Annotated in this window: 17 protein-coding genes; 4 read left to right on the forward strand and 13 right to left on the reverse strand. The window is 61.2% G+C overall.

Annotation, left to right across the window (positions count from 1 at the left end; genetic code table 11):
• Nucleotides 1-82: 82 nt before the first annotated feature.
• From ACZ5B4_RS06510 to ACZ5B4_RS06550, 9 genes are all read right to left on the reverse strand, one after another.
• Nucleotides 83-352 (reverse strand): DNA-directed RNA polymerase subunit omega, encoded by a 270-nt coding sequence (locus ACZ5B4_RS06510; RefSeq protein WP_464913623.1) that lies wholly within the window; start codon nt 350-352, stop codon nt 83-85.
• Complete coding sequence (gene gmk, locus ACZ5B4_RS06515) at nt 337-1008, reverse strand: guanylate kinase (RefSeq protein ID WP_464913624.1); 672 nt, start codon at nt 1006-1008, stop codon at nt 337-339. The genes ACZ5B4_RS06510 and gmk overlap by 16 nt, the downstream gene beginning before the upstream one ends.
• A 21-nt stretch (nt 1009-1029) precedes the next feature.
• Complete coding sequence (locus tag ACZ5B4_RS06520) at nt 1030-1923, reverse strand: YicC/YloC family endoribonuclease (protein WP_464913625.1); 894 nt, start codon at nt 1921-1923, stop codon at nt 1030-1032.
• Nucleotides 1924-2041: 118 nt separating this feature from the next.
• On the reverse strand, nt 2042-2446 hold the full coding sequence (secG, locus tag ACZ5B4_RS06525) for a preprotein translocase subunit SecG (protein ID WP_464913626.1): 405 nt from the start codon (nt 2444-2446) through the stop codon (nt 2042-2044).
• A 61-nt stretch (nt 2447-2507) separates the two neighbouring features.
• Complete coding sequence (gene tpiA, locus ACZ5B4_RS06530; protein WP_464913627.1) at nt 2508-3275, reverse strand: triose-phosphate isomerase; 768 nt, start codon at nt 3273-3275, stop codon at nt 2508-2510.
• A 262-nt stretch (nt 3276-3537) separates the two neighbouring features.
• Nucleotides 3538-4911, reverse strand: coding sequence for a glycerate kinase type-2 family protein (locus ACZ5B4_RS06535; protein ID WP_464913628.1), 1374 nt, complete (start codon nt 4909-4911; stop codon nt 3538-3540).
• 144 nt (nt 4912-5055) lie between these two features.
• Complete coding sequence (locus tag ACZ5B4_RS06540; protein ID WP_464913629.1) at nt 5056-6828, reverse strand: arylsulfatase; 1773 nt, start codon at nt 6826-6828, stop codon at nt 5056-5058.
• A 244-nt stretch (nt 6829-7072) separates the two neighbouring features.
• Nucleotides 7073-9166 (reverse strand): U32 family peptidase, encoded by a 2094-nt coding sequence (locus tag ACZ5B4_RS06545; protein ID WP_464913630.1) that lies wholly within the window; start codon nt 9164-9166, stop codon nt 7073-7075.
• An 87-nt stretch (nt 9167-9253) separates the two neighbouring features.
• Nucleotides 9254-11053: a GAF domain-containing protein gene (locus tag ACZ5B4_RS06550; RefSeq protein ID WP_464913631.1), complete on the reverse strand. Its 1800-nt coding sequence runs from the start codon at nt 11051-11053 to the stop codon at nt 9254-9256.
• Nucleotides 11054-11498: 445 nt separating this feature from the next.
• On the opposite strand from ACZ5B4_RS06550, the gene ACZ5B4_RS06555 reads away from it, so the two are divergent.
• The 3 genes from ACZ5B4_RS06555 (at nt 11499) to ACZ5B4_RS06565 (ending at nt 17217) form a co-directional block, all read left to right on the forward strand.
• Nucleotides 11499-12896, forward strand: coding sequence for a sulfatase family protein (locus ACZ5B4_RS06555; RefSeq protein WP_464913632.1), 1398 nt, complete (start codon nt 11499-11501; stop codon nt 12894-12896).
• Between the two features lie 101 nt (nt 12897-12997).
• Complete coding sequence (locus ACZ5B4_RS06560) at nt 12998-15964, forward strand: HzsA-related protein (RefSeq protein ID WP_464913633.1); 2967 nt, start codon at nt 12998-13000, stop codon at nt 15962-15964.
• Entirely contained in the window at nt 15961-17217 is a 1257-nt protein-coding gene (locus ACZ5B4_RS06565; RefSeq protein WP_464913634.1) for a molybdopterin-binding protein, read from the forward strand. Before ACZ5B4_RS06560 ends, ACZ5B4_RS06565 begins: the two co-directional genes overlap by 4 nt.
• Before the next feature lie 80 nt (nt 17218-17297).
• On the opposite strand, the gene ACZ5B4_RS06570 is transcribed toward ACZ5B4_RS06565, so the two are convergent.
• The 4 genes from ACZ5B4_RS06570 to ACZ5B4_RS06585 form a co-directional block, all read right to left on the reverse strand.
• Nucleotides 17298-18209 carry a sugar phosphate isomerase/epimerase family protein gene (locus ACZ5B4_RS06570; RefSeq protein WP_464913635.1) on the reverse strand — a complete coding sequence of 304 codons (912 nt, stop codon included), beginning with the start codon at nt 18207-18209 and terminating at the stop codon, nt 17298-17300.
• A 159-nt stretch (nt 18210-18368) separates the two neighbouring features.
• A complete protein-coding gene (locus ACZ5B4_RS06575) occupies nt 18369-19571 on the reverse strand; it encodes a class I SAM-dependent rRNA methyltransferase (RefSeq protein ID WP_464913636.1) in 1203 nt (400 codons plus the stop codon).
• 179 nt (nt 19572-19750) lie between these two features.
• Nucleotides 19751-21088 carry an HD domain-containing protein gene (locus tag ACZ5B4_RS06580; protein ID WP_464913637.1) on the reverse strand — a complete coding sequence of 446 codons (1338 nt, stop codon included), beginning with the start codon at nt 21086-21088 and terminating at the stop codon, nt 19751-19753.
• A gap of 63 nt (nt 21089-21151) precedes the next feature.
• A complete protein-coding gene (locus ACZ5B4_RS06585; RefSeq protein WP_464913638.1) occupies nt 21152-21856 on the reverse strand; it encodes a zinc ribbon domain-containing protein in 705 nt (234 codons plus the stop codon).
• Nucleotides 21857-22367: 511 nt separating this feature from the next.
• Between ACZ5B4_RS06585 and ACZ5B4_RS06590 the strand changes: the two genes are divergently transcribed.
• A complete protein-coding gene (locus tag ACZ5B4_RS06590) occupies nt 22368-23861 on the forward strand; it encodes a c-type heme family protein (protein WP_464913639.1) in 1494 nt (497 codons plus the stop codon).
• Nucleotides 23862-23893 lie beyond the last annotated feature (32 nt).

The raw sequence follows: 23893 nt of genomic DNA on the forward strand, positions 1-23893 counted from the left end.
ACCGTTCGGACCTTTCCCTTGTTATGCCTGACGAACCGTCGCCGTCCGCATCATGAGGCGATGCGAATGTTATGCCGGCGGATCAAGCCGGCGGCAGGCCCCCGCCGGTCAAACCAAGATCTTCCGGTTCCGGGAGATCCGCCACGGTCCTCACACGGTCATGAAGATCCAGATAAATCTTATCCTCCATGATCTCTCGCAGGACGATTTTCATGCGATCTTTCGTCTCCAGGTCCACAAGGGGCGGCGCGCCCTTCATCAAGGCCACCAAGCGCTTTTGAATCAGCGTCGAGAGCTTGAAACGCCCGCCGACTTTGTCCACCAGCGCATCATCCTTCAATTCGTCGTACATGGGCTACAACCTCCGTCGGAGACGATTCCCTTTGGATCGTAAGTTCCGGTCAGTCCGGCCTCGAGGGCCAGGATTCCACAAATCCGGGCGGCGGCATCCTCCACCCGGTCATTGATCACGCGATAGCGGTATTGATCGGCCAGGCGCAGCTCCTCTTCGGCCCGTTGCAGTCGAAGTCGAACCGCTTCTTCGTCTTCCGTCCCTCTGCCACGAAGTCGCTCCAGCAGGACGGCGGGGTTTTCGGGCAAAAGGAAAATGCTCACGGCGTGCGGTAATGCATCGCGCACGGCGATCGCGCCTCGAACATCAATGACCGATAATACCCACTTCCCGTCCGCGAGCAAACGCATGACCGGATCGCGCAGCGTCCCGTACCAAACCCCATCGCCGAATACTTCCGCGGCTTCGAGGAACTCCCCGGCCTCGCGGCGGCGAAAAAACTCCTCGGGCGTCAAAAAGAAGTAATCGACGCCATGGACTTCCCCCGGCCGCGGCGGGCGAGTCGTGGCGGAGATGCTCTTCACCAAGGGCACGGGCGACTGCCTCAGCACCAGCCCCGCGACCGTCGTCTTGCCCACGCCGGAAGGCCCCGAAAGCACCACCAGTTTGGCCTGCCGTGACGGTTCCTGCGGTTTGTCGTCGAGGGAACGGCTCATGGGGCGCTTCGCAGCATTTCATCATTCCACGTTTTGTACCATTTCCCGGATTCGCTCGACCACCGTCTTGGCTTGCACGACGTAGCCGCTGATCCGCACATCGTTCGCTTTGGCCCCCAGCGTATTGATCTCGCGCACCATTTCCTGGGTCATGAAGTCGAGTCGCCTGCCGATACCCTCCGCGGACTCGGAATCCAACGTATGCAGAAACTGCTCGACATGACTTTGGAAACGAACCAATTCTTCCGAGATATCCGATCGCTCGGCGAAAAGCCCGACTTCCCGCAGGATGTCCTCCTGTGCCGCCTGCACATCGACTTCGCCGAGCAGGCGGTTGAGTCGCTCGCGCAAACGCTCCCGATAATTCTCGATGACGGCGGGAGCCCGGGCGCGGACCTGCTCGGCCAGCTCCAGCAGGTCACGGCAATTGCGACGCAGGTCGTCCGCCATGTTGCGGCCTTCGATTTGCCGCATCCGCTGAAATTGCTCAATCGCCTGCTTTAAGGCCGCCATCAGGCTCGGTTTCAGCTCTTCCACTCGGCCGGCCGGGTCGGAGCGATCCGAAATGACGCCGGGCAACTGGAGGAAGGCTTCCAGAGAATTGGGCGGCGTCGCATGAGCGTCGATGGCGATGCTCGTGAGCTGGCTCCAGTAGCCCAACAGGACTTCACGATTGACGCGGAAATCGACCGAAGCGGGCGGACGATCGACGAACAAATTGACTTGCACCGTCCCTCGACGGACGGCCTGCTTGAGCAAGGTCTCGATTTCCGCCTCGACCGCAGCCGTCAAGCTCTCGTTGGAGCGGATGCTGAGCTTAAAGTAGCGATTGTTGACGGCACGGAGCTCGGCACGCACGGCGAAGCCCGGCCCCTCGGTTCTCGCCTCTCCGAATCCGGTCATGCTGAGGAGCAAGACGACGACCTCCGGTGCGAATCAGCACTTGGGTGGAACAGGATCCACGATGAATCTCGAAGGATGCCGAATTGGGAATCTACCGCGAGCGGGGGAAGTTTCGGCGTGTCCGATGCAATCAAGGGGTTGCACCGGCCCCGCTTTCGCCGGATGGAGTGGGAACGTTAGCAGATGCCTCAGCCCCGTTCGCGGCCCCCGACGTAGGACCGGCCGGGGAACCGCCGTCACTTGACGAGGGGAGAAGCGTGGCTCCCGCCGACGGCTCCGAACCGCCGATATCGAGCCGGGATCGTTCCCCCCAGCGGAAATAACCCAATGCGAGGACGCACAAGACGATCCAAAATCCGGCCACGCCGATCGTGATCCGGGTAAACGTATCACCCGCTTTGGCGCCGAAGGCGCTTTGACCGCCCATCCCGCCGAAAGCGCCGGCAAGCCCTCCGCCCCTCCCTCGCTGGATGAGCACCAGCAGGATCATGAACACGGCAGTGACGGAAAGCAGGATCAAAAAAATGATTTTCATGGTCGTGTGATCGCCGTTCTGAGCCTTATTCCGAACGCTGAGGGCGAGACGCCGACGGCCCTCACAAGGCCTTGCAATTCTGTGCCGCCGCAACGATGGCGAGAAAGCTATCCGCCTTCAAGCTTGCACCACCGATCAAGCCGCCGTCGACGTCCGGCATCTTCATCAAGCTCTCGGCATTGGCCGGCGTCACGCTTCCCCCGTACTGAATTCGGAGTGCGTCCGCGGCGTCTTTGCCGTAGCGGACGGCAATCAACTGCCGAATTTCGGCCTGGACCTCCTCGGCTTGCTCGGGAGTGGCGTTTTCACCCGTCCCGATCGCCCAAACCGGTTCGTAAGCGATGACGCAACGCGACAATTGTTCGGCCGACAACCCGGCCAGCGAGCCGTCCACCTGGCGACGAATGACCGCGGCGGTCTTGTTTTCCTTTCGTTGACGCAACGTCTCCCCGACGCACACGATCGGCTTAAGCCCAGCCTCGAGCGCCGCCAAAACCTTCTCGTTGACGAAGTCGCTGGATTCCCCCATCGCACGGCGTTCGCTGTGACCCAAGATCACAAACGTGCAGCCGACATCCCTCAGCATGAGGGGACTGATTTCGCCGGTAAAGGCACCCTTCGGCTCAGGATACAAGTTTTGCGCGCCGAGTGCTACGCGTGAACCGGCCACCGCCTCCGCCACCGCGGATAAGTAAACGAACGGCGGGCACAGAGCTACGTCAACTCCCGGAAATGACTCGACGCCTTGCACTACCGCCTTGGCCAAGGCAATGGCGGAAGCTCGATCCAGATTCATTTTCCAGTTACCGGCCACGATCGGTCGCCGCATTCCGCAAACCTCCTTGAAAGGGATAGGGTGCGCAGAAAGTCCCCCTTGTCGCGTGAATTATCATTATCATCTACCAATTCCGCACTTATGACAAGGGGAGTGTCGCCTGGTTCTCGCCGCCGCATAGGTCGTTCTTCGAGCTTGGGCAACTTCTTCGGGAACGTACGAAACCCTGCCTGTTACGAGCCGATTCGCGGCCAAGCAGACCGATCTATTCCACAAACCGTCCTACCGTTTACACCGGACTCCGCAGAGAGAAACTTCATTCCTTCCGGGCGAGAATCACCCTGATATCGCAGACGTTGGTGTGAGTCGGGCCGGTCTTGATCAGCCCCGCCGTTCTTTCGAAAAAAGTGTAGGCGTCATTGCGTTCGAGGAATACGGCGGGGTCAAGGTTCAGCTCCTTGGCCCTCGCAAGAACGTCGGCATCCACGATGGCACCGGCCGCGTCGGTGGGTCCGTCTTCGCCGTCCGTCCCTCCGGAGAGAAGTGCGATGCCGCGAGCGCCGTCCCGCCATAGGGCCTGTGCCGCCGCGAGAACCAGTTGTTGATTCCTGCCCCCTCTTCCGCGTATTCCGGCCGGCGCCAATCGCACGGTCGGCTCTCCGCCGTTGATCAAGCAGTCGACGGTGCGTCCGGCACGCATGTCCAAGGCTTGCTCGGCGAGCTGCGTGCCGATTGCTTCCGCAGGGCCTTCCAAGCACGGACTGCTGACGCAAGCGTGCTGATAGCCCAACCTCTCGGCTTCCAAGGCGGCGGCATCGACCGCGACGGCGTTGTTGCCGATGACGAAGTGATGGACACGTTGCGGTCCTGCTTCGTCGCCGACGGCAACCGTCCTTTCTCCGCTCTGAAGCCAAGCGATCAGATGAGAAGGCAAGGCGGCCTTGACCTCCGGATACTTTTCCAAAACGGCGAGCGCCTCGTCGGGACGGACGGCATCGGGGACGGTTGGACCGGATGCGATGAGGCTCAGCGGGTCGCCGAGCACATCGGAAATGATTAGGGAGATGAGCGTTCCGGCACCGCAGGCTCGCAGCAACCCTCCCCCTTTGACGAGACTCAGCGCCTTGCGCACCGCATTCAACTCTGCGATATTCGCGCCGGCACTGCTGAGAAGCCGCGTCACGTTCAGCTTGTCGTCCAGGGTAACTCCCGACGCGGGCAATGGCAGCAGCGCGGAACCGCCGCCGGAAATCAAACAGATACAAAGGTCGCGAGCAGTCAAATTGCGTACGATCGCCAGAATCTGCTCGGTGCCCCATACCCCTTGGGCGGTCGGCTCGTTTACGCCGCCGGGACGCGCCGGATGGAGGTGAATCCGCCGAGTCGAGCGGACACAATCGTCGGGGACGTTGACCCAACCGCCGAGTTGAAATCGGTCCGCCCAGGTCGGGCAGAAAACCGACTCGATCCCGGCGACCATGCCGGCTCCGGCCTTGCCCGCCCCGACGACCGCAATTCTGCCGATGGATGCTAACGGGATTCGAAGCGGATCGAACTCTCCAAAAACCAGGTACCCGTCCTCGATTCGGACGTTACGTCGAACAAGCCGATCGGCATGGACGGCCTCAACGCCGGCCCGCCAAATGCGGAGCGCATCTTCGCGTAGGCGCTTGCGGTGATCCAGGGTCATCCTCAGAAAGTAAAACGAACCGAATCGGCGACGGCACTGCGGCCGGGGAACGAATCCACGGGGATGGGAACCGCCCTGTTTGCCGCTCTCAGCAAGGATTTTGCCGTGAGGACGGCGATTGCAAAAAAGGGCAGACGCCGAGTGTCACGGTAGCAGGCGGAGAATCACGGCGCGAACGTCGGCCACCTGTTCCCCCGCAATGTGCTTCGCTTTCAGAGTTAAGGTTCCCCGCCCCGACGGCAGTCGCATGGTACCCAGGGTCAGGGGTTTGAATTCTTTGACGTACGATTCTCCCGCACGCGGCACGCGGTCGAATTCCGCGCCTCGAAGGGGCGGATCGAACGGCTCGCTGATAGTCGCCGTCACTTGCGCCGATCCCAGAGAAAGCTCCACCACCGATCCGGTATCCGAGGCCGCACACGTGTAGAGCAGAACGGCCTCATACTCGCCGGGAGTGTGTACCTCCACGCTCCAGGTCACGGTATCGGAAAGGTTCTTCCAATGGGTGAAAAACGAACAGTTCGGCGCCTGGGCGCTCCGCCGGATTTCGCCGGCAGGCACGCCGTCGCGAGCCGGCAAGACCGTGGTCGGATATTCTCGGTAGCCCACGGGGAAAGGTCGATCGTCCGCTGTATCCGGAAGTACTTCCTTTCTCCATTCGTCCACCGCTCGGCTCAACTCGGCGGCAATCTCCGGAAATCGGTCTTGGACGGCGACTTTTTGCCCCGGGTCATTGTCCAGGTCGTAGAGTCGTCCCTGATGATCCAAAACGAATCGCTGCGTACGAACGCTGACGCGGCCGTTCCAGTGCGAAAAGATCCTGCGATCGACCGTATCCTCGCGCCGTCCTAGGAGCCAGGGAGCCAAGCTCATGCCGTCCCAGGGCTTCGGAGGATCGCACGAAATCTCCGTCAAATCGACGAGGGTTGGGAACAGATCGATGGCCGCCGCCGCTTGCGCGATTCTTTGACCGGCGGGAATCACACCGGGATAGCGGATAAAGCAAGCGGATCGGACGCCGCCCTCATCCGTAGACCCTTTGCGGCCTCGAAGGCCGCCGTTCCAGCGAGCGGAATTGGGGCCGTTGTCCGAGAAATAAATGACAATCGTGTCTCGGCTGACGCCGCGGCGCTCCATCGCTGCGAGCAAGCGGCCGACGTTCCAATCGATGTTTTCGCACATCGCCAACGCGGCTCGCGTGACGTCGATGTTTTCCGGCTCCGGCCCCGGATACCTCAACTCGATTGGGTTGTCGCGAAATTTGTCATAAAAACGATCCGGAACCTGGAACGGCGAATGCGGCGTATTGTAGGCCAGGTAACAGAAAAACGGGCGGTCGCCGGTTTCCTCGACGAAACGAATGGCACGATCCGTGAGATCGTCGGTAATATATCCCGTTCCGCGAACCCATTCGCCGTTGTGTTCCAACGGAGGTTCGAAGTAAATCCCCCAGTGGCCCGATGTGAAGCCGAAGAACTCCTGGAAGCCGCGGGCCAGCGGATGGTAAGGATATTGGCTTCCGTTGTGCCATTTCCCGAAAATCGCGGTTGCGTAGCCGGCGGATTGGAAGGCCTGGGCGATGCAGTACTCATCCAGATTCAGGCGTTCTCCGCCTCGGGTAACGTCGCGGACGCCGCCTCGGGGATGGTATCTTCCCGTCAAGAATTCGGCTCGCGTGGGGGAGCAAACCGGGCACACATAAAAACGCTCGAGGCTCGCCCCCTGTTGCGCCAAGGAATCCAGATTCGGAGTCTCCAGATTCGTGTTCCCCCGGCTGCGAAGATCTCCCCAGCCTTGGTCATCCGCCAATATAACGACCACATTGGGGCGAGTTTTCGCGGTCGCTACATTTTCGGGCAGCGCCGCCGAACTCAGAAGAATCCCCGTCGCGCAGATCGCCGCGAGCCTCAATCGCATCGCACCGTCTCTCCAAAAAAGGAAAAAGGATTCACGATCGGCATCGGTGATCGCGGCACGGTTCCCAAGTGTGAACCCTCCCGAGGACTCACCAGCGCCGAATCAGGAAATACGGGAGCGGCCGGCTCTTCGGCAAGCATGGGCGAACACCAGCCGTCGCCGCTCTCGGCACGACTCGCCCCCCGCCGATCCGGATGGATAGGATAACACGAAGGTCTCACGCCCAAAACACCCGGTCCGCGGGCTAATGCAAGGTCCGATCATAATTGAATCGGAAGCGGTCGAATCGGCGGCGGCGATCGAGCCATTCGGAGACGGGATCGGGTGAGGCGGTGAGATCCACGACCAAGTGCCGGGCACGGATCTTGCCGTTGGCAAAGTCGCGCCAGTCGAACGGATCCCGGGGACGAAACGTCCAGATGCCCGCTTCGCGGCGAGGGATCATTCGGAGACCGCGACGGTCGGCGAATTCCCGTTCCAGATAGTCCTCCGGCAATTCCACGCGGCTGAATGCGAGCGGCGGTCTTCCGAAGATGTACAGCGACATGGGAACCCGACACGAGGCGGATAGGGCTTCCAGTTGACGGCGGTCCGCTTCGTACGAGACGGTGACGCAGCTTGCCCCGAGGCGACGAAGGACGCCGGCGGCGAGGCTGTTGAGGACGGCCAAGCCGGGCCCCGCTTCAAAGGCCGTTCCGGCTTCGCGGGCCAGATGCCAGGCCCCCCAGCTATTCACTTCCAAACCGCACCGGGCCTTGCGGCACCGCTCGATGAGCCGAGCCATTTCTTCGACGTGCGACTCGAAGCACACGGGCGGAGTAGCGAGGATCAAGCGACGCTTACGGCAAACCGCCGCGAGCTCGGAAATCTGGTCCGGCGCGGCGTTTTCCACGATCACGTCCACTCCCGCAATTTCGGCGACGAAAGAGGCGACTTGATCGGCTGCAAGACGTACCCGGTTCGGCGGGGAACCGAGGGCGCGAATGTTCGGGTTGCTTTCACCGGGCATTCCCAACCATTCCGTGATTTCCGCCGGCGGTTGCCAATCCGTTTGCCGATGTTCGTTGCGTTTGGCCCGAGCGATTTCCGCCGCCAACCGCTCCACGGCCGCGTTGGCCGTCCGCGGCACCAAGAGGTAGTCCGGAAGGTCGGTCAGCAGCCTCTCCGCCGATACGCCGTGGAATGCGCGGGAGGCTACGGCTTCCAGGAGTTGCGAAACCGGAATCGCCTTGTTCGCTCGCACGACGCGGCTCTTCGGATACTCCCACTCGGCCGCCCATTTGTCCCATTGTAACCGGCAGCGGATTTCAGGACCTCCGCACAAGACTTGAAAGAGGAAACCTTGCTCGCGTCCCGGCTTGGTCTGCTCGGGCGTCGCTTCATCGGTCGAGCTGTCGGCTTCGGCGCTCGACGTTTCGAGGTTCAACGCCGCATCGCAGCCGTCTCGGGAACTCGCCCGTCCCGCGTCCGTGCCGGTCAGATCGGTATAAACTCCTTCCAAGAAACCCGCCGTCAATCGGCGACCCGTATAATCAGCCAGTCGCAGCGCCTGTTGAGACAAACGATCGGCGTCCTCGCCGTCGAGCGCGCGGCGATAGAGCGATACGGCGGTCTCGACCCATCGGGCATTTTTTAGGCGGCCTTCGATCTTCAGCGCGGTGACCCCGGCCCGGCGGATGGCCCCCAGTTGCTCGAGGGTGCAAAGGTCGTGCATGGAGAGCGGATTGCCAGCCGGGTTGCCGGCAACCGTCCAGGGTACGCGGCAAGGGCTGGCGCACGTGCCCCGATTGCCGCTGCGTCCGCCGACCCAACTTGACATGAGGCAACGACCCGAAACGGAAAAACAAAGGGCGCCTTGTGCAAAGACCTCGGTTTCAATGCCCGGCGTCGCCGCAGCCGCTCGAATATCCTCCAGCGACATTTCCCGGCCGAGAACCACGCGGCGGAACCCCAGCTCGGCAGCCGCCGCCACATCCGCCGAATTGACTGTTGCGGCCTGCGTGCTGAGATGCAGCGGCAGGTCGGGGATCAGCTTTTGGATCGCGAGAACGGCCGGATCGCGAACCAACACGGCGTCAACCCCGGCCTCCGCAGCACAGCGAAAGGCATCGAGGACGCGAGGCAGCTCTCGCTCCGCGAATACGGTGTTAAGAGTCAGATACACCTTCGCGCCGCGGCTATGCGCGAAGGACACGGCTTGCCCCAGTTCTTCCGGGGAGAAATTGCGGGCACGCCTTCGCGCGTTGAAATCCCGCAAGCCCAAATACACCGAATCGGCCCCCGCCTTGATTGCCGCCTCCAAGCACGACCGATCGCCTGCCGGTGCCAACAGCTCCACGCCGCAGTCCTCTTCCAGATCTCGAGCCGTCTTTCCTCTTGTTACCAACGCGTCGCCGCACGATCGGGGGCGGGCACTCCGGGCGATCTACGCGGAAGCCGAGCCGCTTTCCGATTTCTGAGATTGCGACTCTTCCTCCAAGAGTCCGTCGATCACCGTCATCAAACGTTGGACGTCCACGTGGTCGCTCACGAAATGCTTGACCCCCAACCTTCTCGCCTTAACTTGATTGTGATCGGGGTCGTACACGCCGAACGTGATAATCATAACGCAATGCGACGGCGTTCGGCGGAGGATTTCCTCGACCTTCTGAATGAAGTCGGCGCCGCCCATGTCGGGCAGGATATTGGCCACCAAAATGCCGGCGTAATCCCCCTCAGGACCGGTGGCCCGAACCATCCGTAGGCCGTCCGTGCCGCGAGCCGCGGTTTCGACCAGGCCGCCCGCCGCCGAGAGAATGCGATCCACGTCGGTTCGGACGGCGGGGTTCTCATGGACGACCAAGAAGCGCTTTCCCGCCAGCCGCCGTTCCTCTTGTGCTTCCGGCGGCGTGGGGGTGGCTTCGGTGGGAGGAAGCGTCTCGCCGACTTTCCACACGACCTCCTTGATCCCCCGAGCCATTCGGATGATTTCTCGTACTTCGCTCCGCAGCGTCTCGCGCAACTCCTCGGCCAACGCGTGCATCTCCGGTGATTCCAATCGCTCCCACAAACGAGCCGCCGTGTTGGTAATCGTTTCGACCGGCCGCGCGATCTTACCGTGAACCGCTTCCAACATGCTGCTGCGCGCCTGCTGTTCCTCGACCGCAATCAAGTCGAGAGCATTGAGCGCGACCACCAGATCGCGAGAAAACAGCTCCAAGAACAGGCGATCCTTCTCGTTGAAATCGCGGGGTTTGTCGCTCTCGACGTTGACGGTGCCGATGACGGTCTTTTTCTGGAAACCGGTCTCGTACTTGATAAGCGGGACCGTCAGCGAACTGCGGGACGTGCTGGTCCCCGGCAGGTACAGGCTATCGGTCAAGGTATCGTCGCAGATGTAAGACAGTCCCGACGCGGCGACATAGCCCGTGATGCCGCTGCCGGAGTATTCGACGTATAACGTTCGGTTGCTGGCCGCATCGCTCATGCCGTCCGCGATCAATTGCACCAGCTTCATTCGGCCGCTCGAGGGTTCCGGCGTGACGAGTCGAATCTCGAACACCTTGAAATGCAAGACGTCGCGCAGAAAACTCAGGCAGCGTTCCTTCAGCAGTTCTATCCGCTGCGCCGAGGTCCGATGAATCAAGTCCTGCGGCGCGATCTCGGCCAATTGCAAACCGGCCTCGTAGATAACGTTCAGCCGTTGCCACGGCTCGCGTTCCTCCGTGACATCGCGCAACACGGCCAAGGCGCACGTGGGCAAGGCTTCGGCGGCGATGCGCGGGATGACTTCCAATTGCAGGATCCTTCCATCCCACGTGGCGAAACTGGTCGAGGTGGAGCGGCGTTGACGAAAGGCGAAACTCAAGGGGGCAAAATCCGCGTGCAGGAGCCGCACGTTGGGAAACAAATCCTTGTAGAAATGTTTTCCGATCAAGGGCGCTGCGGCTCGCGCAAGCATCTCCGCTCGCCGATTCGCCCAAAGCACTCGGTGACTGCGATCGACGATCACCAATCCTTCCGGGACATCCTCTAGGACGGGGCATGGACAGCAATCGGAGGCCCCGATCGTCTTCGTCTCGTCAGTCAGGCCCTTCAAGAGGCGGGCGGGACACACGGACTGGTCAGCACAGGGGTTTGGTGATGGTGACGGGGGCAGGGGAGAAGCAAGCATGAGACGGGACCTTGCGCTGGGAAATGGCCGAACGTGCCCGAAAGACGATGTTACCACTCCTGCCGATGCCATCGGGATCGGCGGCAACACCCTGATTCGATTCGGCCGCGGACGGTTTCCAACCGCAAAATCATTGTACCGGTAGCGATTTATCTTGCCAACGAAGCCGGGCGATCGCGGCGACCGCCAGAGATGTCTCCATTTGGAATGAAGGTTGCCACCGCCGATCCCGACTCACGCATAGGGAATCCGATTTTCCCGTGTGATCAACCGGGCTCCCTCGCGTGCTCGGTGATAGCCTGTCCGGCGAATTCCTGGAAGAATTGAGAGTGCTCTCACCTTTCTCTTTATCGCCTATCAGATTGCGGGGCCGCGGATCCGGGAGTATCATCACACCTGTCGCCGGCAAGGTTCACCGAGGCAGGGGTTCAGGGAGGCATTTGCAGCCCGCACGATTCCGCCCTCGGGTTTCTCGAAAGGGTTGCGCACGGCTTCCTCACCCACAAAAGGATCGGCCATGAGGCGAACCATTTTCATATGGATGGCGGGGCTGTTGCCGTGGGCTCTAGGCGGGTTCACGCCGCTTCCAGCCGCGACTGGGACGGACACCGGCGGCAAACTGCCGAATTTCCTGATCATCATCGCCGATGATATGGCCTGCGAAGACTGCGGCGCCTACGGCCACCCGCATATTCGTACGCCCAATATCGATCGTCTGGCGGCGGAAGGCATCCGCTTCGATCAAGCGTTTCTCACATGCAGCTCGTGCAGCCCCAGTCGAGCGAGCATTTTGACCGGCCGGTATCCGCACGCTACGGGGGCGGCGGAATTGCATCAACCTTTGCCCGGCTCTCAAATCCTACTCACAACGCCTCTCCGTCAGGCCGGATACTTCACCATGGCCGCCGGTAAGTGGCATTTGGGAAACGCAGTCAAACCTCAATTCGACACGGTCCGCGAGGGCGGCGGAGACGGCGCCTACGGCTTTTGGCTGCCCGTCTTACGGGAACGCGACAAGAGCCGCCCGTTTTTCGCCTGGCTGGCCACGACGGACCCGCATCGTGATTATGCGCCGGGAACGATCGATCCTCCGCATCGCGAGAGCGATGTCGTGGTACCTCCCTATCTGCCCGACGTCCCCGAGACGAGACGGGACCTGGCCATGTATTACGACGAAATCGGGCGACTCGATCAATGGGTGGGCAGGGTTCGAGAGGAGTTGGAAGAGCAGGGCGTTTGGGATGACACCTTGGTAATCTTCATGTCGGACAACGGGCGTCCCTTCCCGCGGTGCAAGACCACCGTTTTCGACAGTGGAGTGCGAACGCCGCTCATCGTCCGTCTTCCCGGAAATCGTCACGCCGGCACCGTGTGCAAGGCCTTGGTCAGTTCGATCGACCTTGCTCCCACCTTGACGACCTTGGCGGGCCTCGACGTTCCGACCTCGTTCCAAGGCGTCAGCATGGTATCGCTTCTCGAAAACCCGGATGCGAAGATTCGCGACTACGTCTTCTCGGAACACAATTGGCACGATTACCGGGCCTTCGAGCGGGCGGTAAGAAGCGAACGGTATCTCTTGATTCGTAACTGGGTGAAGGACATGCCGCGGACGCCTCCCGCCGACGCCGTGCGAAGCCCCACGTTTCAGGCCATGCGGAGACTTCGCGATGCCGGAAAGCTGCCGCCTGAGCAAATGCAATGCTTCGTCCTTCCGACATCCGAGATCGAGTTGTATGATACTCAGGCGGATTTCCACAACTTGCATGACCTGGCGGGGCGTCCGGAGATCCGCGAGATTCGCCGCGAACTGGAAACTGCGTTGGAAGACTGGATGCAGCGCACCGGCGACGCCGTCCCTTCGACACTGACGCCCGATCGTTTCGATCGGAACACGGGAACGCCGTTGCCCAAATAGCTCCCTGGGAACCAGCGTGCCGCACGAACGTGCGGTTACGTACTGCAAAGGTCAGACCTCGAGCATCCTGTAACGGGGACGGATCCACTGGGAGGAGAATCATGAAATCGGCCTTGCCCTCGAACAGCTTCCGCGCCACCGGCAACCGTACCGCCCCAAAAGGGATCCATTGGAGCTTTGGGCCGGCAATCCTCGTCGTGGCGGGAATAGGCTTCCTCGCCTCGGCCGGCGGAGTCGCGGCCTCCGACCTGGCGGCCGGCGCCGCCGTCGGTGAGTGGGAAGAGGCGAGGATCAGCGAAACGATGCTGATTCGCGACTGGGTGCGGCAGGCGGAATTGCGAAGCGGCGTCGATACGCGCGTCCTGCCCGTTACTCCTGAAGAGGATGCCCGCGGTGCGTGCGACGGCATCAAAGACGGCAAGTGGGGATTTCACACGCAAATGGAGGCTCAGCCTTGGTGGCAAGTGGACCTTGGCGAGGCCCATGCGATCGATCACTTGCTGATTTTCAACCGGTGCGACGGCGGGACCGCCGCCCGCGCCGCCAAACTGTGCGTTCTGATATCCGATGACGGCGTGACCTGGCGGGAAGTTTATCGGCACGATGGGTCGTTGTTCCAGGGCGTGCCGGACGGCAAGCCTCTCCGCGTCGCGATGAACGGCGCCGCAGGAAGATTCATACGCCTCCAGCTTGCCGATACGCAGTACTTTCATTTGGACGAAGTCGAGGTGTACGTCTCGGGCGACGCTTCGGCCGGCAACATCGCCCTGGGAAAGCCGGCGCTTCAAAGCAGTGTCAGTCCGTGGTCGGTCAAACACCCCCTTCCCGGAACCGCCGAATCCGAACTTCGTTACCCGGTGGAATTATGGGTCGAGCGTGGCAAAAAACTCGCCGCGGCACTGTTGGAAATGCATCTGTCGGCCGAGGCGGAAACGGCGGTGCGCCGCGAACTTCAGGTGCTGCAAGAGGCCGAGAGAAGCATTGCCAGGGACCCGGAGTTGCCGTCGGAAGCTAGGCAAGTCGTCTATTTCACGGTGTGCGGAGCCATACGACGGATGAGCCGGGCCAACCCCTTGCTGGATTTCGACCGCTTGGTTTTCGTCAAGCGGGCGCCGCCTGCATTCCACCATATGTCCGATCAGTTTTACGGCTGGTGGTGCCGTCCCAACGGCGGCTTGTACGTCATGGATCAATGGAAAACCGACCGGCCGCGGCTGCGGTGTCTGACGGCGTCCTTGCCTTCCGGTTCGGTGATTCGGCCTGACGTTTCTTACGACGGTACGAAGATCCTGTTTTCCTACGCTCGCTATTACCCCGGCTTGCACGAGGAACCGAACAAGTTGGACAAGGGTAATGTCCCCGAGGATGCTTTCTTCCACGTATATGAAGTCAACGCCGACGGCAGCGGCCTGCGGCAACTGACCGCCGGAAAGTATGACGACATGGATGCCCGCTACCTCCCGGACGGCCGCATCGTTTTCCTGTCCACGCGCCGGGGCATCCACACTCAAGTCTTGCCGACGGCCGTGTCCGCGGCCGGCGAAGGCGGACCGGACTGCTATGTGCGCTGCGGCGGCGGCCCCGAGAGACCGGTCGCGATCTACACGCTGCACGTCATGGACGGCGACGGGAGAAACATCCGGCCGATCTCGGCATTCGAGAGTTTCGAGTGGCATCCCTGCGTCGATTGGAGCGGTCGCATCCTTTACGCTCGCTGGGACTACGTGGATCGCCATAATCAGCCATATATGGGGCTTTGGGCGACATTTCCCGACGGTACCGGCGTACAAGCCGTCTACGGCAATTTCACGCGGAATCCGCTCTCCATCTTCGAAGCACGACCGATTCCCGGTTCGCACAAACTGGTCTTCACGGCCTCGGCGCACCACTCGATTACCGGCGGTAGCCTATGCCTCTTGGATACCCGCCGAGGTTTGGACGATGAACCGCCGCTCACGCGTCTGACCCCGGAGGTATGCTTCCCCGAGAGCGAGGGATGGCCGAAACACTATTTTGCGAACCCCTATCCCTTGTCCGAAGAGCACTTGCTCGTGTCATGGTCGCACAGTCCCTTGGCGGACCACGGTCAAAAGATGGAGGACGCCGGCGCCGGCATCTATTTGTTCGACGCTTTCGGCAACCTCAATCTGATTTATCGCGACGAGGCGATCGGCTGCGAATGTCCCATCCCTCTGCGGCCCCGTCGCCGTGAAATCTCAAGCACCGGTATCGTGGACTCCCAACCGGCTGAAGCCGAAGGATCGCTGTTGGTGGCGGATGTCTATGAAGGGATGCCGGGCATTCCGCGAGGGACGATTCGCGAGCTTCGCGTGGTGGGCATTCCCGTCAAGACGCATCCCACCATGAACTATCCCAACTTGGGATTGACGCGCGAAGATCCGGGAAAATTCGTGATTGGCAGCGCCCCGGTGGAAAGCGACGGATCGGCCTATTTCCGCGTACTCGCCGGCGTCTCGTTGTTCCTCCAGGCCGTAGACGAAAAAGGGATGGCGGTCCGGACCATGCGCACGGCGATCTACGTGCAACCCGGACAAACCGCCTCCTGTGTGGGCTGCCATGAGCCGAGGACGCAGGCTCCGCCGGCCCGACCGATTGCCGCCATGTATCGACAGCCTTCGCGCTTAAGGATCGGGCCGCCGGGTTCATGGCCCTTGGACTACGAGGTGTTGGTCCAGCCGATCCTCGATCGCCGTTGCGGGGAATGCCACCAGGCCGGCAAGCCGGGGGAGAAATGGGACCTTTCTCCCGGCCGTTCGCTCGAGGTGCTCACCAATTACGGCAACCCGAGTCTGGCCCAGTCGGTGGCCGTCGCCTACCATCGAGGCCGTTCTCTGCCCGGTGAGGGCCATGCACGCATGAATCCGCTCTGGCCGATGTTGGATAAGGGACATTACGATGTTCGATTGACCCAGGCGGAGCGTGAAAGTCTGGCTTTGTGGATGGATCTTTACGGACAGCATCGGGGCAGTTTCGACGTCCGCCAGGAAGACGAATTGCGGGAGTTGTTGCGAGCCTGGAGCAACCTCCTTGTTCAGGAGCACCCATGACCGACCACTGGGAAGGCCCAACCTGCGAAGTCATCTCAATCGGCGACGAAATCGTCAACGGTCGCCTTTTGGATACGAATAGCCAGTGGATCAGCCAACGCCTGGAGGACCTCGGCGCGCGCGTGCTATACCACACGGCCGTGGGTGATGATCTTCCGGCCATGGCGGCCGTCTTCCGCCAAGCAATGGAGCGATCGGACTTTGTCGTCACGACCGGCGGTCTCGGCCCCACGGCGGACGACCTCACGCGACCGGCCTTGGCCGAAGCTGCGGGTTTGTCGCTGGTCGAATACCCTGAGGCGGTGCAAGCGGTGGAGGAGTTTTTTCGCCGACGCAATCGACAGATGCCGGAGCGGAATCGCATCCAGGCATTGTTTCCCGTCGGCAGCAAGATGATCGTCAATCCCCGCGGCACCGCGCCCGGCATCGATCTGGAAATTCCTCGTCCCGGCCGGAATGCTTGCCGTATCCTTTGCTTTCCGGGCGTACCCGTGGAACTGTACGAAATGTGGCCCGAGGCGGAATTGCGGCTGTGCCAAAGCGGCCTGGGCAGGGATTATATTCTGCACCATGACGTCAAATGCTTCGGAGCCGGTGAAAGCCAAGTCGAAGCAATGCTTCCGGACCTCATCCGTCGAGGACGCGATCCCTTAGTGGGAATCAACGCGTCCCAGAACACCATCATTCTGCGGATATCGACCCGCGGCCCCGATCGAGAGGCCTGCCAAGCGAAGGTCGAGCCGGTCCTGCGAACGATCCGCGAGAGTCTCGGAAATCTGGTCTTCAGCGAAGACGGCCGTGATTTGCACGACGTCGTTGCCGATGTGCTGGCACAGCGCGGCCTCAAGCTGGCGATCTTCGAATCGGACAGCGGCGGGCTCGTGACGGACTGGATGACGCAGACGCAGCAGGGAAGTTCGGTCTTGGCCGCATCCTTGATCGCGCCGGCGAACCGACTTTGGCAAGAGGAATGGGCAACCTTGGGCGACACCGGCGAAGCAGCCCAAGCGGCCAGGGAGCTCATCCAGCGCGTGGGCATGATCGTCCCGGCGGACATCGTCCTAGCCTCTCCGCCGGTCGAATCCGACGACGGGGAAATTCACAAGTTGACCGTATTCGTGTTCATGCTTCACCCGTCCAAGATGAGCGTTCGCAGCATCCATTTCAGTTCCCATCCGGCCTACCGCCGCATCACCATCGGCAAGCACATGCTGAACACGCTCCGACTTTGGCTACTCGAGACGCCGGCGTAGTCCGAGTTACCGGCCCGGTCGGCCGAGGCACGTGCGAAGGCGTCCTCTGATCAAGGGATCGGGAGAGCAGCAGAACAACGTCAGCGATTCGGCTGGGGCGTCAGGCTGCCGGAGAGCTCTTCCTGATAGCGCCGCCAGGCGACCATGGACGCAGAGAGGTGTTCCGCGGCGTCGCCGGGAATGCCATAACATTGCAAACCGATCGGACCCGAGTAGCCGATTTCACGCAACTCCTTGAGGAATCGCGGCACGTCGAAGGAACCCTTGCCCAAAGGCTGAATGTACTCGCTCCAGTCTCCTTTACAGGAATACTCTTCCGCCCCGTTGATGGAAACCGCTCGTAACCAGGGCCGGCACAGTCGCAACGCGCGCTGGAAATCTCGGTCCGGGCTGACGCGGAGCCAATGGCAGAGATTGAACATCACACCCAGGTTGGGCCGATCGACTTTCTCCGCCACGCGAACGGCGTCTTCCACCGCTTGGACCCAATCACCAGTGTGGGGATAGAGGACCAGCTCAACCCCGCTCGCGGCGGCGGCATCGGCCAATTCTCGCAGAACGGGAACCGCCCTTGGATCCCCGGAGGGATCGCCCGCCGGCAACCCGCGGAGCGTCAGCGCCACCTGAGTTCCGCGCCCTTGGAGAAGCGAGAAACACTCGAGCAGCCGCGGATCGTACGCTTGCCGCTCCGGCCCGACGTCGATAACGACGTAAATCTGAAAGAGCCGCAAACCCACCTGATCGAGCGTGCTCAGTCGCTCCTGAACTCGATCCAAGCCGATGTGGCCGGCACCGTCGTAGCCCAAGTCCTTCAACATCCGCGCCTGTTGTTCCAGATCCCGCTTCTCGGCATCATGGGTATCCATGCAGAGGGCGAAAAAGGGTTGCGAGGCAGCGCCCCCCGACTCCCCGGCGTCCACACCGCCCAAATTGCTCAAACCGCCGATCAAGGTCAAGGACCATAGGCACGCCCAAAATTGTAATCGAATCATCGTCTCATCTCCCTTCCCATGGAAACCCAAAACCGGGCAATTCGGAACCGGTCGAACATCGGGAATGACGTATTGCTTTTCCGCCGGATTCAAAGCCCGACTCGCTACTCAATCTCTCGGACGGCGTAAATGCGCGGCTGCGTCCGAATCGCGATCGGCCTACCACACTCGGCAGATGAAGCATTTGAGGTAGTTCGTCTCCTTGCAGGTCACCAAAGTCGGATGGTCGGGGGCGGCGCCGCGCATTTCTAGGATTTGAATCTCCCGTCGCGTCTGTTGGGCTACTCCGAACAACATGTTGAAGAAATCCTCTCGCGTGACGTAGCCGGAGCAACTGCACGTGACCAGCACGCCGCCCGACTCCAGCAGTTCGATGCCCAGCCGATTGAGGGAGTGGTAGGCGCGAAGGGCGTCGGGAACCGAAGATTTCCCAGCCGCGAACTTGGGCGGGTCGAGGATGACCATGCCGAACCTTTCGCCTTCCTTTCGCAGGTTTCCCAAGGTCTGGAAGGCATCGCCCACCGCAAACCGTACGTTGGCGACCCCGTTCAACTGTGCATTGGCTTGCGCGAGCGTGACCGCCCGCTCGCTGCCGTCAAAACCCAGAGCCTCCTCGGCCTTGCCGATCTTGACGCAGTCCAGTGCGAAGCCGCCCGTATAGCAGAACATATCCAGCACGCGTCTTCCCGCGGCATACCGGGCCGCAGCCAAGCGATTCTCGCGTTGATCCAGGTAGAAGCCGGTCTTTTGCCCTTCCATCAAGTCGACGCCGAACTTCAGCCCATGTTCTTCGACGACGATCGGACCTGGAGGCGGATTTCCGCTCAACACGCCGTCTGCGTACGCATCGCCCTGGGATCTCCGCAATTCCGCATCGACACGCACCAGCATCGCCGCCGGTCGCAGGAGATCGCCGATCGCCGCCGACAGGATCGGCAGGCGCTGCGCCATGCCGACCGATCCCACCTGTAGTACCACGTAGTCGCGGTATCGGTCGACGATCAGACCGCTCAAACCGTCGGCCTCGCTGAAAATCAATCGGCAAGCCTCGGAGGGCCGCATCAAGCCCAGCATCTCGCGGAGCATCACCGCCCGGCGAATGCGATCCCGCCAAAAGGTGGCATCCAATCTTTGCCGCGTATCCCACGAATACAGCCGGACCCGGATTCCGCCGCGACCTTCGTAAATTCCCCGGGCTATGACGCGGTCGCCTTTACCCACCAGATCCACGACCTGGCCGTCGCTGGGATTGCCTTCGATCCGCTCGATCGACGTAGCGCGTACCCAGGGATGCCGCTCCAAGAATGGTCGCGATCGGTCGCCGCGAACAAATACTCGCCCCGCCGCTGATTCCAGATCCATGCTTTTCTCTCAATTTTGTATCATCCGTCTCGCGTTCCGTCCGTCGAAGCGGCATTCGCACCGCAAGCGACAAAAACCGTTCGGCCGCCGAGGACGAGGCTGTGCAAAGTCCGTGGATTGGAGGCGCGGTATGATACTCCCATCCTCATCCACCCGACGGCGTTTCACATCTCGGTCGGTCAAGAGTCGGCCCGATCCACGGCCGCGTGTACCAAATCGCTGAAATCGCGTAGATCCCGCAGTTCCGCGCAAATACGCGGAGCGGCGAAGATTCTCACACGCTTCACATAGTCGTCGAATTGCTGCTGCGCCAAGGCTCGCACGACCGGCGACACCTGAACAAGCGGTCGATAACACTGTTCTTTGGGGAAAAATACATCCACCTGAAACTCGATCTCTTTATGGACGGGAGGAGCGTCGATCAGCACTTCGAACGGCGCCACCACCTTTTTGATCCGCGCGGACAATAGGGCCGCCAACTCCTCGCCGCAGGCGGCGAGCCACGGATACGGCCGCCGCGCCAAACGCCGATACAGCTCCTCGTTTTCGATGGCGCTGTACTGTGCCACCCGCTTGAACAGGCACCGCTGCGTACCAAACACGCCGTCGAGCAAGACTCCCGCGGCTCCGTTCCCCGCGATGCCGCGAAGCGTCTGCACAAAATCCCACTCGCTTTGGCGGAACAAAAGATCGAGGTCCAGCCGCGGGTAGATTTGGTAGAAGGCCCGCTGCAACATGGCCGTAGCGGACCGGACCGCGTGATGCCAATACACTTCGCTGAACATGACGTAACGCGCGAATAACATCAGCTCGGCCGCCGTCTTGCCCTTTTCCGTAATGGCCAAGCCGTCGCCCGCCTCGTTGACGCACAGGCTTTTCACCAATCGCTGCTGATCGAAGTTGCGCCCGTACGGAACTCCCGCATGCACGCTGTCCCGGTAAAGATAATCCATCTTGTCGATGTCGATCGGCCCCGAGAGGATGCCGGCCAGCAATCGCTCGCCCGGCTCTTGCGAATTCCCTCCGTGCAGCAAATGGACCACGTCCCGCGGATTGATGTTCCATTCGTGCCGAAGCACGTCTCCGATTTCGCTTTCGAGCAAGAAGCTGCTTACGAACATCTCGTGGCGAGGCACCCCGGGCAATCGCAGGTCCTCGATGGCGTGGCAGAACGGCCAGTGCCCCAAATCGTGCAGCAAAGCCGCCGCGATCAAGAGTTCGGCCTCTTCCGGCCGGACGATGCGTTGAAACCGCTCGTCGCTCTCAAGTCGTTTGAGGAATAGCAAGGCGAGGCGATACACGCCCAACGAATGCTCGAATCGCGTGTGATTGGCGGCGGGATACACCAGCGACACCAAGCCCAACTGCGTGATCCGGGCCAGCCTGCGGAACTCCACCGTGTCGATGAGGCGTTTCACCCGATCCGTCAAGGGCACGTCCAGTTCCGGGGGAATGCGTACCAGTTGCCGCTGCTCGTCGCAAGCTCGCAGTTCGGGGATGTCCTGGATGGCGTACATGAAGGGATCGTGAATCGTTCCTGAGAAAACTTCGCGCAACGCGGGACTATGCCGACCCGGCTTTTACACGAGGGGAATTTCCGTGGTAGGAATGTCCCAAATCCAGCCGAGATTGGCCGCCCAACGGAGCAGCACGGTGACCAACACGAAGAACGCGAAATGCAGCAGTCCGTTGCCGTAATCTAAATCCATCGTCAAGTAGGCGACGAAACCTCCCAACACGAAAAGCGGCGAGGCGAACACCACCCAGGTCCATGTCTCGGGCGTGATCAAGAATCCTCGCATCCCTTCGAAGCCCGCCCAGATCACCAGATAGCAGGCCGCGCACAAAATCGCCCGAACGTACAATCGGCGTCCCTGAAGGGGGAAGAGGTCATCCTCGCTGTGGAGAAAGGCATACCCGCCCGCCGCCAGCGCGGGCGTCACAAGGACAAGCCCCAAGATGCGGACGATCGGGTTCTCGAAGGCGGATGCCCTGCCCAACATGAACGTACCCACCGCGACGAGGAGGATCACCCCGATCACGGCCGCCGCGGCCACGGCATTGACCTCCAAACGCGGCCGGGCGATGGGTTTGGTGGCCAACTTGCCGGTCTGCGTGCGCCCTCCGGAAGCGAATTGCTCCGGTTCATGAATGACAAGTTGCTCGGTGAGCTTCGGGATTTGGATGACGGTCTTGCATTTGGGGCACGGACCGCTCTTGCCTGCGAATTTGTCGCTGACGTTGAATCGCGTCCTGCACCCGGGACACACGACGAAGATGGCCATGGCGATCCCCCGACTCTCTCGGCCCGGCGGAATCCGACTACGCTTCTTGACGCAGTCTCAGTCTCTAAAGCTTACCGGATCGAAGGGGGCTAAGCGAAGTCCTACCCACCGCGTTTTGGTGGCGCGAGCGATCTGGCGAGACACGCCGCAAGCGAAATGCCCGTCGCCCGGCGGGTTGCGGGCGGGATAAGCCGAGGAAGGAACGGACCTTCCGCAGGGCCATGAGAGACCGGTGACGAGGCACGAGCGTCCCGCCGTTTGCCGTAAGCCGTCTTTGCAGAAGAGAACCGGGCAACAATGCACGCCGTAGGGTTGGAACGCCATTATAAGCATAGCACGCATCTGAGCGTCAGCATGGGTCGGAGCATGATGCGCCGCCCTCATGGCATTCACTGAGCTAAATTATCTTGGGAGCCCACCTAAACACAACGGTGCCGATGGGTTGTGTCCGGTGCCGCACCTGACGCGGCTGCCGCTTGCGAGTGACCCCGAAATCGAAATTCTTCCATCCATGAAGCCGCATTTGCTCACCACTCCGTCCGCGTTCCCGGCTGCGACGATCGGGTTGATCGTTGCCTGTGGAACCGCCCTCGTCTGGTGGCTCGTCGTCGATACCGACCGAGAGCTGCGATCCCAAGTATTGCTCCAAGCCCGTACGGCGGCCGGTGCGATCAACGCCGAAGCCCTCCAAGCCTTGAACGGAACCGCGAACGACGCGGCCTCTGATCAGTACCGCTCACTGAAAGAGCAACTAGCCTCCATCCGCGAGGCCGACCCCAAGTGCCGTTTTGTATATCTGATGGGACAAAAAAGCGATGGTCGCGTGTTCTTCTTCGCGGACAGCGAGCCGGCCGGCTCCCCGGATGAATCTCCGCCGGGCCAGATTTATCAAGAAATATCGCCGGAAGATCTCGAGGTTTTCCGAACCAAAACCGCTCGAGTGACCGGGCCGACACACGATCGGTGGGGAACGTGGGTCACGGCGTTGGTGCCGCTATACGAACCCTTATCGGGACGACCGACGGGCGTCTTGGGAATGGATATCGACGCCCGGGATTGGACTTGGAACGTCGCCTTGCGGGCCGCCTTTCCCAACGGTGTGTTGCTGCTTCTTAGTCTTGGTCTTCTCGTGGCAATCACGTTCGCACTGAACGTAGCACGGCGGAAAGTCGGACGTTCCCGCACAAGCTCGATCGAGACGGCCCCGGGGACACGAACGGCACCCGGCCTGGCCGAAAAACTGACCATGTCGCGATTGCTTCTCGGAATGGGCCTCTTGGGCGTCGCGTTCTTGACGGTCGTCCTCTATCAGACGACACATTGGTCATGGGAACACATCAACCGCACCGCACAACACGAGGCCGTCTTGGCCGTGGCTTTCAACTCGGCTCTCCGCGACTACGTAGCGGAACATATTCGGCCGGAGATGGAAAAGCGGGTCCAATCCGGTGAATTCATTCCCGAAGCAATGTCCACATCCGTCATCTCAAGACACATCTTCGAGAAGGTTCAAGCCGCCTTTCCTGAAGCCGTCGTGCGATTCCCATCGAGAAATCCTCGTAACCCGCTCAATCGGGCCACACCGGCGGAGGAAGACATCATCCGCTTTTTCGAGCAAAATCCAAATGCCGCTTCCTGGACCGGCACGATTCGGTTTTCCCAGGACGGTGAAGAATACGTGGATCGAGCCATCCCGCGCCGATTCAAAACCGAATGCTTGAAATGCCACGGCGATCCGCAAGATGCGCCGGCCTCCCTTGTGGAGCGCTACGGGCCGATTGCCGGGTTCGGCCATTCCGTGGGGGACGTATCCCTGGATTTGGCGGCCATCCCCATCAGCGCCGCGCACGCTGAGGCGGCGTCCGATCTCCGCCGACACATGATTTGGGCCGCGATTCTCTGCTTGCTTTTCATCGCGGGAACGGCAGGCCTGGTGTGGCTCGACCTTGCCCAACGACGCCGAGCGGCAGAGAGACTCCGAGCTAGTGTAGTGTCTTGTAATTGAGGGAACTTATCCATGGCCGCCGGCGTCTCACT

Source organism: Thermogutta hypogea, assembly GCF_055386265.1.